General features: G+C 30.0%; 12 protein-coding genes. 5 read left to right on the top strand and 7 right to left on the bottom strand.

Annotated features, from left to right (window positions below; all coding sequences use genetic code 11):
• The first annotated feature begins 216 nt into the window (after positions 1 to 216).
• Together ABV008_RS10090 and ABV008_RS10085 are read left to right on the top strand one after the other, a co-directional pair.
• The gene (locus ABV008_RS10090; protein WP_352419699.1) at positions 217 to 696 is read left to right on the top strand and encodes an Lrp/AsnC family transcriptional regulator; all 480 of its coding nucleotides are present in this window, start codon (positions 217 to 219) and stop codon (positions 694 to 696) included.
• Positions 693 to 1,862: an aminotransferase class I/II-fold pyridoxal phosphate-dependent enzyme gene (locus ABV008_RS10085; protein WP_352419698.1), complete on the top strand. Its 1,170-nt coding sequence runs from the start codon at positions 693 to 695 to the stop codon at positions 1,860 to 1,862. Before ABV008_RS10090 ends, ABV008_RS10085 begins: the two co-directional genes overlap by 4 nt.
• 58 nt (positions 1,863 to 1,920) lie before the next feature.
• On the opposite strand, the gene ABV008_RS10080 is transcribed toward ABV008_RS10085, so the two are convergent.
• Positions 1,921 to 2,205: a hypothetical protein gene (locus tag ABV008_RS10080; RefSeq protein WP_352419697.1), complete on the bottom strand. Its 285-nt coding sequence runs from the start codon at positions 2,203 to 2,205 to the stop codon at positions 1,921 to 1,923.
• Positions 2,163 to 2,408: a pyridoxamine 5'-phosphate oxidase family protein gene (locus ABV008_RS10075; protein ID WP_352419696.1), complete on the bottom strand. Its 246-nt coding sequence runs from the start codon at positions 2,406 to 2,408 to the stop codon at positions 2,163 to 2,165. The genes ABV008_RS10080 and ABV008_RS10075 overlap by 43 nt, the downstream gene beginning before the upstream one ends.
• A gap of 179 nt (positions 2,409 to 2,587) precedes the next feature.
• Between ABV008_RS10075 and ABV008_RS10070 the strand changes: the two genes are divergently transcribed.
• The gene (locus tag ABV008_RS10070) at positions 2,588 to 3,535 is read left to right on the top strand and encodes a Na/Pi cotransporter family protein (protein WP_352419695.1); all 948 of its coding nucleotides are present in this window, start codon (positions 2,588 to 2,590) and stop codon (positions 3,533 to 3,535) included.
• A 151-nt stretch (positions 3,536 to 3,686) separates the two neighbouring features.
• Here the strand turns inward: ABV008_RS10070 and ABV008_RS10065 are convergent, their stop codons facing one another.
• Positions 3,687 to 4,811 (bottom strand): polysaccharide deacetylase family protein, encoded by a 1,125-nt coding sequence (locus ABV008_RS10065; protein ID WP_352419694.1) that lies wholly within the window; start codon positions 4,809 to 4,811, stop codon positions 3,687 to 3,689.
• 369 nt (positions 4,812 to 5,180) lie between these two features.
• Here ABV008_RS10065 and ABV008_RS10060 point away from each other — a divergent pair, with 369 nt between their 5' ends.
• Together ABV008_RS10060 and ABV008_RS10055 are read left to right on the top strand one after the other, a co-directional pair.
• A complete protein-coding gene (locus ABV008_RS10060) occupies positions 5,181 to 5,384 on the top strand; it encodes an alpha/beta-type small acid-soluble spore protein (RefSeq protein ID WP_352419693.1) in 204 nt (67 codons plus the stop codon).
• 159 nt (positions 5,385 to 5,543) lie between these two features.
• The gene (locus ABV008_RS10055) at positions 5,544 to 6,074 is read left to right on the top strand and encodes a DUF4364 family protein (RefSeq protein WP_352419692.1); all 531 of its coding nucleotides are present in this window, start codon (positions 5,544 to 5,546) and stop codon (positions 6,072 to 6,074) included.
• Positions 6,075 to 6,088: 14 nt separating this feature from the next.
• Here the strand turns inward: ABV008_RS10055 and ABV008_RS10050 are convergent, their stop codons facing one another.
• The 4 genes from ABV008_RS10050 to ABV008_RS10035 all read right to left on the bottom strand — a co-directional run bounded on the left by ABV008_RS10050 (position 6,089) and on the right by ABV008_RS10035 (position 13,085).
• Positions 6,089 to 8,725 carry a calcium-translocating P-type ATPase, PMCA-type gene (locus tag ABV008_RS10050; RefSeq protein ID WP_352419691.1) on the bottom strand — a complete coding sequence of 879 codons (2,637 nt, stop codon included), beginning with the start codon at positions 8,723 to 8,725 and terminating at the stop codon, positions 6,089 to 6,091.
• Positions 8,726 to 8,740: 15 nt separating this feature from the next.
• Positions 8,741 to 9,673 carry a YncE family protein gene (locus ABV008_RS10045; RefSeq protein ID WP_352419690.1) on the bottom strand — a complete coding sequence of 311 codons (933 nt, stop codon included), beginning with the start codon at positions 9,671 to 9,673 and terminating at the stop codon, positions 8,741 to 8,743.
• A 388-nt stretch (positions 9,674 to 10,061) separates the two neighbouring features.
• Positions 10,062 to 11,360 carry a bifunctional folylpolyglutamate synthase/dihydrofolate synthase gene (locus ABV008_RS10040; protein ID WP_352419689.1) on the bottom strand — a complete coding sequence of 433 codons (1,299 nt, stop codon included), beginning with the start codon at positions 11,358 to 11,360 and terminating at the stop codon, positions 10,062 to 10,064.
• Between the two features lie 87 nt (positions 11,361 to 11,447).
• Positions 11,448 to 13,085 carry a hypothetical protein gene (locus ABV008_RS10035; RefSeq protein ID WP_352419688.1) on the bottom strand — a complete coding sequence of 546 codons (1,638 nt, stop codon included), beginning with the start codon at positions 13,083 to 13,085 and terminating at the stop codon, positions 11,448 to 11,450.
• Positions 13,086 to 13,182: the final 97 nt, after the last annotated feature.

The following is a 13,182-nucleotide window of genomic DNA, read 5'->3' as shown; positions in this document are numbered from 1 at the left end:
GGATGACAATTCCTTTCTAGGTTTTTATTGTTTTCGTCGACGATATTATAACCAATGAACGGAGATTTGTCATCCATTTTTGTTTATAAAGATATTAAAAAGATATCCCTTATGGGGGTAACTATTTTAATCAATATAAATATTCAAAAATCAAGGGTTGTTAGAAATCTCTATTAAGATTTTTGACAATACCCTTAAAAATAGGAGGAGTTAAGTATGGAAGAAATTCTAGAGATTTTAGAGGAAAATTGTAAGTATACTGATGAGCAAATAGCTGTCATGACTGGCAAAACAGTTGAAGAGGTAAGAGAAGCTATTCAAGATTTCGAAGAAAAGAGTATTATTGCTGGGTATACTACTCTTATTAATTGGGAGAATACTGGTAAAGAAACTGTCACCGCTTTGATAGAAGTAAAAATTACTCCACAAAGAGGAGTTGGATTTGATAAGGTAGCAGAAAGAATATACAAATTTCCTGAAGTTAAGGCTTGTTATTTAATGTCTGGTGGCTTTGATTTGACAGTTATTGTTGAAGGAAAGACCATGAAAGAAGTAGCACTTTTTGTATCTCAAAAGCTGGCAGTACAAAAATACGTTCTTAGTACAGCTACACATTTCATCCTTAAAAAATATAAGGATTATGGCACAATATTTAAGTCAAAACAAATAGATAATAGGGAGGTATTGATTATATGATAATAGAAAACATGATTTTAGATAATGTAAAAAACATGCCTCCATCTGGTATAAGAAAATATTTCGATATGATTAATGAAATGGAAGATGTCATATCTTTAGGAGTTGGAGAGCCTGACTTTGTGACTCCTTGGAATGTAAGAGACGCAGGAATATACTCTCTTGAAGAAGGACATACTCACTATTCATCTAATGCAGGATTCATTGAATTACGTAGTGAAATTTCAAAATATTTAAAAAGAAGATTCAATCTTTCTTATTGTCCTGAAAATGAAATGATAGTTACTGTAGGTGGTAGTGAAGGTATAGACATAGCACTTAGAGCTTTAGTAGGTCCTGGAGATGAGGTTATTATTCCAGAACCAAGCTTTGTCGCTTATAAAGGATGTACAGCTTTTACAGGTGCCACTGCAAAAGTATTAAATCTTAGGGCAGAAGACGAATTTAAGCTTACACCTAAAATGTTAGATAAGGCTATTACGTCAAAAACTAAAGTAGTTATAATTCCTTTTCCAAATAATCCAACAGGTGCCATTATGACAAAAAAAGAGCTAAGTGAAATTGTAGAAGTCTTAAAGCATAAAGATATAATAGTAATTTCAGATGAAATATACGCTGAACTTTCATACTCTGGAGAACATGTTTCTATAGCAAGTTTCCCAGAAATGAAAGAAAAAACTATAGTCATAAATGGGTTTTCTAAAGCCTATGCTATGACAGGCTGGAGACTTGGATACGTATGTGGGCACCCTGTTTTAATAGATGCAATGAAGAAAATTCATCAATATGCAATAATGTGTTCTCCAACAGTTTCACAGTATGCTGCAATCGAATCTTTAAAAAATGGTCACAATAGCGTAAAGAAAATGGTTAAAGAATATAATAGAAGAAGAAAAGTCATGGTTGATGGCTTTAGAAAAATAGGACTAGACTGTTTTGAACCTTTAGGAGCTTTTTATGTTTTTCCAAGCATTAGGTCAACAGGCATGACCTCTGATGAATTTTGTGAAAAACTTCTTATGACAGAAAAAGTGTTGGCAGTTCCAGGTAATGCTTTCGGAGACTGTGGAGAAGGATTCATCAGGGCTTGCTATGCTTCTTCTATGGATAATATAGTTGAAGCTTTAAAAAGAATAGAAAGATTTGTTACTAGTCATAAGCATTAGTAAATTAGCTAGGGACAGTTTTATTAATTTTAATGCAAAAAACGTCCCTAGCACATCCCTAATGAATTGATAATATTTTGTCTTCTTTTTCTATTACTTCATCATTTACTAATATTTGTTTTGTTCTATCTCCATTTAAGGCATCTAAATATACTATTTTATCTGGTACTATTTTAATTATGTTTATATAATCTTTTTGAATCTCTAATAATTGTTTATGAGGAGCAAATTTCTTAGCTTCATCTATAAGTTCTGAATGCTTTAGGCTAGTGTGAGCCTGCCCAAATACCTGTACTCCTTTTATTTTTTGTAATCTAAATACTCTGTATTTACTAGTAGACAAACATTTGGATTGTCTTGGATATTGTTGAATTTGTCTCCTCCACAAGACATTACATATATATCCATTTCATTCCCAGTAAAATATTGTACTGGACTACATCTAGGTATATTGTTCCCACATGTAGCTAATGAAGCCTCCTTGTGTTCATTTAAAAAACTTTTAATACATTGCTTTAATTCTGCAGTATTAAGCCTCTTTTCCATTCTTACACCTCTTCATGTATTGTTTTTATCACAATTATTATTTGCATTTCAAACAAATTTAATCTAAGTTTGCGATAAAAAAGGTTTATGATCTATCTTGCTCCTTTTTGTATTAGCAAAAAAAAATAAACATATACATTAAATAATACGCTTATTACAAATCAGTATAGGAGGAAGATATGTTATTTGAAAACATCTATTTTGTTTCTTTATTAGGGATATCTAGCGGACTCGCATTATTTTTATATGGTATACGACTCATGTCTAAATCCTTTGAAAAAATAATCTCATTTAAAATAAGACATAGAATAAATAAAATCACATCCAGTAAGCTTGGTGGTGTTTTCATTGGTATTTTTATGACAGCACTTCTTCATAGCAGTAGTACTACTACTATTATTGTAATTAGTTTAGTTCACGGAAACTTGCTGAGTATATACAATGCTATTCCTATAATAATGGGTGCAAATATTGGTACCACTTTTACAGCCCAATTATTAGCGTTTAAAATACAAAATCTTTCATTATATCTTTTAATTTTAGGAACAATGTTAATGTTTTTTTTAAGAAAGAAAAAGTACCATATTATATGGAAAACTGTATTTAGCTTAGCTTTAATTTTTGCAGGCATGGACGTTATTACGTATTCCATATCTAGAATAAAGACTACTAAATTCTTTTTTGATCTAATTCAGTATCTTAGCCATAGCAAGGGTATGAGTATATTAGCTGGATTTATATTAACTGCGGTTATTCAAAGTAGTACAACGGGTATTACTATTCTTCAAATTATGACTGCTAGTAATATAATAAATATTTATTCTGCAATTCCTATTATTTTAGGCCAAAACATAGGCACTTGTGTAGATACTGTAATTGGTAGTTTAGCAACTAATAGATTTGGTAAGCAAGCAGCTTTAGTTCATGTGTTATTTAATATATTTGGTGTTCTTATTTTTTATTTTTTTACAGATTATTTTTCCGCACTTATAATTAATTTGTCTCCTGATAACCCTACTAGACAAATAGCTAATGCTCATACAATCTTTAATGTAACTACTACTATTATTCTACTTCCTTTTTCTTCTGTATTATTAAATGTTGCGCAAAGAATAATAAAAGAATGATGGGAATTCATTCTAATTCAAGCTTATATATGAAAAACAAGAGACCCTTAGTTACACTCAGGGTGACAGGACTATTGTCGTACTAAATATATTAAAGAACCTCAAATTTGCTTTATAGTATTTTTTAACATTTTAAAAGGAGTAGATAAACCTACTCCTCGTAAATATAAAGTTCTTTTTCATTTAATTTTTCAGTATCTACTTTTTCTTCGAATTTCTTTGGAACTGTTACTATGTCAGGATTACCATCACTTATATATCTACGTTCTGGATTTTTATCGAATACTGCAAGCCAATCATACATTCCAACGCCATCTACCTTTGTTTCACTTGCCCTTATTCTATGTATTGAATAAGGATCAAAGGACTTATCTATAGGCGATACAGATGGATCCCAACCAACGTTTAAGACTGCAATGTTTTCATATGTCATTCCTTCATACTGTCCCTTTTGAAGGTATGGATATAATGTCTTATCCTTTGGTCTTGCACCATAGCTTAAAGCATAGGTATTTACTTTATAATCAGGTATATAACTTTCTAAAAATGAAGCTTGTTTTCCTAAAACTTTCTGTATTTCACTTGCATCCTTAATTTTTGACATATCATTATGTCCCAATGTATGGTTACCTATATGGAAGCCTTTTTCAACTAAATAATTTAGCTTATATTCTAATAATTCCTCTTGCCTAAAAGGATTTGAACCAAATACGAAAAAAGTTGCATTTAGTGAGAAATCTGGATTTTCTTTGTTGAATTCTTCTAAAATACCTACTGCACAATTAGGGTCAACTATTTTTTCTCCATCTTTTTCTATTATATTAAAATTGTTTTGATTTCCATCATCAAAGGTTATTACTATAGGTGTAAGTCCAGCTTCAACGTTAATATTATTATTAACAAAATCTTCAAGACTAATAGGTCGATAACCCTTATCATATAAAGTTTTTAAGTCTTTTTTGAAGTTTTCAGCAGTTCTAACCCATTCTGCTTCTTCTTCTCCTATATTATGGTACATGAGAACCATTATTTGCCCTGCTTCATTTGGTTTAAGGGACAAATCGATTTTTTCTTTTGAATCAATATTGTTTTTTTCTTCAATAGCTTCTTCTTGCTGATTCTCATTGTTATCTATTTTTTCTTCTTTATCTAGCTGAACCAGTTTATCTGATGTCTGGGTATTATCTGTACTTACTTTATTAGTATTCTCCGAGCATCCTGACAAGAATAACAAAAGAATTAGTGCAATTGGAATGAATTTAAAAGTTTTTTTCAATGTTTATCTTCTCCTTTGTAATAAATTGTGTAATAAATCTAAATAACTATATCTAATTATATTTGAAATTTGTAGGATAATCTATATTATATTAATGACAATTCGGTTACATTTCCAGAATCTATAGCATTTAATTACTTTTTTACCTTAACTTATAAATATAAATGTAATAAATGTAATTCTTTAAAGAAATAATATTAATATAGTGCTTTTATTCTATTTGATAATTGCTAAATCTTGTGAAGATTTTCTAAATACTGTCCTTACTTAGTATTAATTACTAGCATATAGAGTATTGTTGCAGGTTATATTAATAATACAACATCAAGATGATGTTGTATTATAAAAAATCTATTTGGAGGGAAAGACATGGCAAGATCAAATAGAATAGTTGTTCCTGAAGCAAGAATGGCTTTAAATCAAATGAAAGCTGAAATCGCTAGCGAACTAGGGTTAACTAATTATGAATCTATAGATAAAGGAAATCTAAGTTCAAGACAAAACGGATACGTTGGCGGTTATATGACTAAGAGATTAGTTGAATCAGCACAAAGAACTTTAGCAGGCAAATAAATAATATATAAAAAAAGAGAAGTGGCATAATACCGCTTCTCTTTTTTTTATGATATAATTACTTTATATTGCTATCTTTGCTTTTAGCATAATTCATTATCAGATGTATAAATGTTTTTGTTTTAAAAATATATCATAATAGTTTAGAAGGTGATTAATATGTTTATAGATAATAGTAAAGAACTAGCACAGTATAAGCTTCTTATTTTATACATACTAGATAATGCTGAAATTCCTATGAACAATTCAGAAATTACTCAGTTTCTACTAGAAAATAATTATATGAATTATTTTTTAGCTCAGCAATTTATAAGTGAGCTTGTAAGCTCAAAATTTATTGAGTTTTCTACTGAAGATGGACAAGAATACTATCATCTGTCAAAAGCTGGTAAAGATACTCTCAGCTTTTTCAATGACAGAATACCACACACACTAAAAGAGGAAGTAGATAAAAAATATCAAAAGAAAAAAGAAGAAATGGTAAAAGATAGCCAAATCATTGGGAACTATTACAAAAAAAATGATTCTGAATATATAGTGAACTTAAAAGTAATAGAAAAAGATATAACCCTATTTAGTATGTCCTTGAACGTGGTTTCAAATAAACAAGCTAAAATGATTTGTAATAACTGGAAAGAAAATCCTCAAGAAATCTACAAAAAAATTATTGACCTGCTAATAGATGAATAGCCTGCTAAAGCAGGCTATTCATTTCTAGCATTTTTAATTATCTTAACTAACTCTACTACTAATAAAATTATAAAGGATAAACCTACTACTATTCCCCATTGTGATGATGTTAATAATCCAAGCTTAAATATTTCCCTTAGAGCAGGAATTATTATTATACCAACCATCAATATCAGGGAGATAAAAATTGCACCTATTAATTTCATATTAGTAAAAAGCCCAATCTTAAATATAGATTTATCAATTGATCTAGTATTTAATGTATGAACTAGCTGAGATAATGACAAAGTTGCAAAGGCCATAGTTCTACCAGTAGTTAAACTAATATTGCTTCCAATAATAAAAGCAACTAGCGTAAGAACACCGATTAAAATTCCTTCTACAGCTAGCATTAATCCAAGTCCATCACTAAAAATACTTTTTCTAGGATCCCTAGGTTTTCTTTTCATAATATCCTTTTCTGCAGGATCTACTCCAAGAGCTAAAGCAGGAAGGCTATCAGTTACTAAATTAATCCATAAAATATGTATAGCTAATAAAGGTATTGGCATTTTTAAAACAATTGACACAAACAATGCCACAATCTCTCCAAAGTTACAGGATAATAAAAAGTGTATTGATTTTTTGATGTTATCAAATATTGTTCTTCCTTCTTCTACAGCGGCAACAATAGTTGCAAAATTATCATCTGTAAGTATCATATCTGCTGCTTCTTTTGATACATCTGTACCTGTTATACCCATAGCACAGCCTATATCAGCTTTCTTTAGTGCTGGAGCATCGTTGACACCATCTCCAGTCATGGCTACTATTTTCCCTTTCTTCTGCCAAGCCTCTACTATTCTTACCTTGTGTTCAGGAGAAACCCTCGCATAAACAGAATATTTTTCTACATTATTGAACAATTCATCAGCACTCATATTTTCCAAAGTTCTGCCTTCAATAGCTTCTTGATTTTCTTCTAAAATCCCAAGCTCTTTAGCTATGGCCATTGCAGTTATTTTATGATCTCCAGTTATCATAATTGGCCTAATGCCAGCTTCTTTACTTCTCTTAACTGCTAGCTTAACCTCTTCTCTAGGAGGGTCTATCATTCCTTGTACCCCAACAAAAATAAGGTCATTTTCAACTATTTCTGAACTAATAGTATCTGGGATACTAGAAATGTCTTTATAAGCAAGAGCTAGTACTCTTAATGCATTTGATGACAATTCTTCATTTATTTCTTTTATCTTTTCTACTATTTCTCTCGTCAATGGTACAACATCTTTTTCAACTAGCACTTTATTACAATGCTCTAGCAATACATCTAATGCTCCTTTAGTAAATACTCTATATCCATTTTCATAGGTATTTATAGTAGTCATTAATTTTCTATCAGAATCAAATGGAATTTCTTCTACTCTCTTAAATTGCTTCTCCTGTTCTTTTTTAAATAAACCATGCTGTCTGGCAGAAACTATTAAAGCTACCTCTGTTGGATCACCAAGAGTCTTTTTTTCACCCTTGTCCTCTTCAATTGAAGCATCATTACATAATAGACCTATTGTTATAGCAGCTAATTCAGCATTATTATCCATATCTGCATCATTTATATCCACTAATCTATCATAAGTGTAGAGTTTAGTAACTGTCATTTTATTCTGAGTAAGTGTGCCTGTTTTATCAGAACATATTACAGATGCAGTTCCTAAAGTTTCAACTGCAGGTAGTTTTCTAATGATTGCATTTCTTTTTATCATATTTTGAACGCCTATAGATAGTACTATAGTTACTATTGCAGGGAGTCCTTCCGGAATTGCAGCTACTGCAAGGGATACAGATGTCATGAACATGTCTATAACTGGCCTCTTTTGGAAAAATCCAATGAAGAATATAATAGCACAAACAATTATTGCACCAATCCCTAGTAGTTTACCTAGTTCATCCAGTTTAGCTTGCAGAGGAGTTCTAACTTCCTCTTGACTTTGGATCATTTCAGCTATTTTCCCAAGCTCAGTATTCATCCCAGTACCTGTTACAATAATCCTTCCTCTACCATTGGTCACTAAGCTAGAAGTATACGCGAAGTTTTTTCTATCTCCTAGAGGTATATTATCTCCTTCTAAAGTATGGCTGTTTTTTTCTACTGGAACTGATTCACCTGTAAGTGAAGATTCTTCTATCATAAGGCTTGCACTCTCAAAAATGACACCATCAGCTGAAACAAAATCTCCTGCTTCTACTATTAGAATATCTCCTGGTACTATTTCTTTAGATTTTATTTCCATAATCTTTCCTTCTCTAATAACCTTTGCAATAGGTGCCGAAAGACTTTTTAAAGCCTCTAATGACTTTTCAGCCTTATTCTCTTGAATAACTCCTAATAGTGCATTTAATATAACTACTAGGAGAATAATGATAGTATCGCTTATTTCCCCTAAAAATCCTGATATTATAGATGCTATGATTAAAATAATCACCATAAAATCCTTGAATTGCTCTATAATCATCATAAATAAAGACTTTTTTTCTTTTGTTTGAATACTGTTTTCACCATATTGGACTTTTCTTTTTTCAACTTCCTCATTATTTAGTCCAATACTAGTTTCTACATTTAACTCTTTGGTAATCTCTTCACCACTCATTTTATACCATTGTTTTTCTTCCATATGTTCCTCCTATGGCTAAATTATTATTAATCCATTAGGTTCAATGCCAACATTTATGCTACATATTATTCTACCCTGTTTATAGTTAAAAATTGCAACCCTTTTATTTAAAGCATCGGAGATAAAGAGTTCATCACCTCTTCTCACTATATTACTTGGCATTCCACCTATGAAGTGTGTAGTTCTTATTTTATATTCTACTAAATCAATTTCATACAAATTACCATCCTCTACATTAGTTACATAGGCTGTCTTTTTATCTTCTAAAGTGACTAAATCAACAATAACGCCTTTTACATCAATTTCTTTAAATATTTTTTGCTCATTTATTGAATATAATACTAGCTTACTATCAATCATGCCATTTGATGGTGGAGATAATACAAAAATAGTACTGTCCTCTACTACAATATGGACCGGATTATACTTTAATTCTATTCTTCTTTGAATATTTAGATTTAAATCAATCATATCTATACTGTACCCATTATTATTCGAAATATAGAGTTTATTATATAAGTAATCAAGCTTTATATCATGAGGTCTTTCTCCTACAGGAATATTCTCAATTACAACAAACTCCTTTTCATCTATTACAGAAATCGAATTTGAATCGCTATTGGTGACAAATATATAGCCCTTATGAAGAATTAAATGGCTAGGGAAGCTACCTACATAAACCATATCTTCTACTTTTTTAGAATAAAAATTTATTCTATATACACTATTATTATAGGAGTTAGCTGAGTAAATAATATTATCTTTATAAAAACATATGTGATGAGGACCTACCACTGGCCCTTTAGAGGTTTTTTTGTCCTTAATTTTTGTTGTTTCATATTCACAAAGGAATATGGTATCTGACAAAGTATAAGAATCAATATCAATTATTGATAATGAATCACTACCCGTATTAGCAACTACAAGCTTATTTTCAAGCAACTCCATACCTATCTCCCCCCTCACATTTCGCTTATATATCAGTTTATGCATTTAATTTATTTTTGTGATGAGGTGAAATTCAAAAAAAATAGATGCTAATAGCATCTATTCAAAATCTAAAAATATCTTTTTTATGATTAAACTCTTTTCAATAACCATACTTCTCAACTTGATTTCTTTTATCATACTGTTGAGAATTGTAATCTTTAACATGTATTTATTATCATCATATTCATAAGGTAACTGTTTTATTTCATTAATTCCTGTAAGAGTTTTTTCTAGTAATGCAGCATCGCTAAATTTCTTATACGGTCTAAATTCTAATACGATTTCTGTCCCCTCCCCATTGAATAAAATACATTATTATTTTATTCAATAGAAAGAATAAATATATTTACTTCATATTATTTACTATGGTTCTCACATCTCCAATTAAATAAAGTGAACCTGAGAATACAATAATGTCATTTTCACTTGCCATATCAAAGGTTTTTTGAACTGCTTTTTCTATATTGCTTTCTATAGTTATACTTTCATTGTATTTTCTAATCTTTGTAGCTAATTCCTCTGCCTTCATTGCTCTGAATATATTAGCTTCAGTAACCACTATCTTATCTGCAATCGGAGTCAACTCTTCTATCATGTGATCTACATCTTTATCTGCAAGTATAGCTACTCCAAGTATTAGTTTGTCATAATTGAAGATTTCTTTTAAAGTCTTTTTAAGTGCTTGTATACCTTGAATGTTATGGGCACCATCTATTAAAAACGTTGGTTTCCTATTTAAAACCTCTAATCTCCCACTCCATTTTGTATCTTTTAATCCTTTTTTAATAGCTTCTTCTGTTATAGAAATAATCTCTTCTTCTTTAAGAGCTAATATGGTTGTCAATGCAGTTACTGCGTTGTAAGTTTGATGTGCTCCTATGAGTTGAATTTCTAAATTAGTCATCCTAATGTCTTTATACCCAAAATTGAATCTACTACCAAATTCAGTAGTTTCAATAATCTCTAGTCTCTCAGTAGGAACTATTGTGACTCTAGCATTGTTCTTCTCTGCTACATCAGCTATTACCTCTTGTGCTTCTTTTTCTTGTGGATAGCTAATTACAAGCCCATTGTTCTTTATTATACCAGCTTTTTCATAGGCAATTTTTCCTATAGTATCACCTAATATATCTGTATGGTCCATTGAAATAGTTGTGATAACAGAAGCTAAAGAGTCTTCAATAACATTTGTTGAGTCATATCTTCCACCAAGGCCTACTTCAAGAACAACAAAGTCTACATTTTCTTCTTTATAATATTGCATTGCAATGGCAGTCACTATTTCAAACTCAGTAGGATGATTCATGCCTTTTTTAAGCATTTCCTCTACTTTTTCTTTTACTTTACAAGTTATTTTTGCTAAGCTTTCATCACTTATATCTATATTATTTATTTTCATTCTCTCATTAAAAATTTCTAAGTAAGGTGATGTAAATAACCCTACTTTATATCCTCCTTCTATAAGGATATTTGCAATAAATGATGATGTAGAGCCTTTGCCATTTGTTCCCGCTACGTGGATAAACTTAAGATCATTATGTGGATTACCTAATAATCTTAATAGCTCTCTAACATTATCAAGCCCAAGCTTACTACCGAATTTTTTTGTCCCATGTATATAATCTAAAGCTTCTCTGTAGTTCATTTTCTCACTCCTGTAAATTTAATCTACTATATTGTATACCTAAATATTATTTTGTACAAGATAGAAAAACACTAGTTTGATCAGAGTTTAAAATAAGTAAGGAACAAATAAGTAATTAATCATAACATGAAAATAAAGTAAATACATAACATATGTTTTATAAATTTCTGGTTCATCTGACTCTTTATTGTAAATATTTGCAAAAATAGTTGCTAACACTGCAAATAACAATAGTATCACATATTTAGATACACCTGTAGTAAGATACTCAGGCATTATATGAATTTTTTGATAGTAAAAATCCATGGAAGCAAGTTGAGATAAAAGGTAAATAATTATACCAACAAATAAGTATAAATTACTTCTTTTCTCTATTTTGCTATACCAGAAAAACATACATAAAGTCCAAATTATTGAAGGGAGAATACTGAAAAATCTTGCACCAACTAGAACAATTAAAAGGTTAGCTAAAAACGGGATTTCCTCTTCAATAGATTGCTTAATATCTTCAGTAGTTACCTCAGTATTGTTCTTTAAAACAATGTTATTATTACTTGTTCCCATGATTATAGTTGAGCCAAAACCACCAGCTTCATTCCATAATACATAATCACCATTATTATTTCTCAAGACAGTTACTTGATTAGACCATTTTTTTGTATTTGATACTAACTCAGCACTGTTAAATCCATTCTTTGTGAGATTAAGTTTAATTACATTTGAATTAGTAGCTCTAATATCTAAACTACTTGGTGCTGTAGTAAATACTGTTACCCCTTCTTTATTGCTGTCAAACATAACAGGCTTACTAGAAAAATCTTGAATCTTTAAATCCATTGCCCATCGTGTTTTTAGCTCATCAAGGAGTTCTTTACTTTCTTTATTGTATCCATTAATTATGTAAGCATAACTAGTTTTGACATCCCCTTGAATAGATGAAATAGAATATACATAGTCACTATCCATTGCAAAATCTATATCTTTTATCTGGTTCTTTAACTCAAGCATAGATGTCATATACAATGAATTATTCCATTTATTATTCTTATATTCAGTTATATACACTTCTTTTTTCGAGTTATTCTTATTAAATGTAGCGGTTTGTAAATAAACAATATTATCATTAACTTTGAGATTAACCATCTCTACCTTTCCTAAGTCAGAAGGTCCTCCTAGGTCATTATACTCTCCATTTACTTCTTCATACAAATTTACATTGCCATCTAAGAAAGCAACTGCCAAATATTTATTATCTTCTGTAACATCAAAGTCTATAATATTATGTTGAACTCTATCTACTCTGCTAATTTTTTTGTTTTTATTGTCTAAAATTGATGTGTATAATATGTTATCTTTATTGTCTCTCCAATAAAGTTTTTCTCCTACAAGTAAAATATCATCAGAGCTAATTCGGTTTATATTTAACTTATCTATAATTGCCTCATATTCCTCTTTAATTTGCATGTTTTTTCCGAGTTTTGTTACCTTCAGTATTTCTTTACCATCTTTTACGGGGGAAAGAATTATAATATCACCCTCTTCAGTAATATCAGCAACAATTTCTCTTGTATAAGAAAATGAACTAATAGCAAAGCTCCTACTCCAATTTGGTGATGGTTGCCTAGACATTATAGTCGCATTGAAGCTAATATGCATAAATGCAATAATTAAGAAAGAAATCATAAAAAATAAAAACAGCTTTAATGAAAATTTTCTTTTCTTCATTTTACCCCCTCCTTCACTATATTTTATCATCACTGGAGTTTTTTGAAAATTTAAAAATTAAAAATATAATATTAAGTTTTATTAATAACAAAACCCA

This window comes from Proteiniborus sp., from assembly GCF_040308045.1.
Classification (GTDB): Bacteria; Bacillota; Clostridia; order Tissierellales; family Proteiniboraceae; genus Proteiniborus.
Note: the sequence above shows the minus strand (reverse complement) of the source record. Positions and strands in the feature narration are given on the sequence as shown.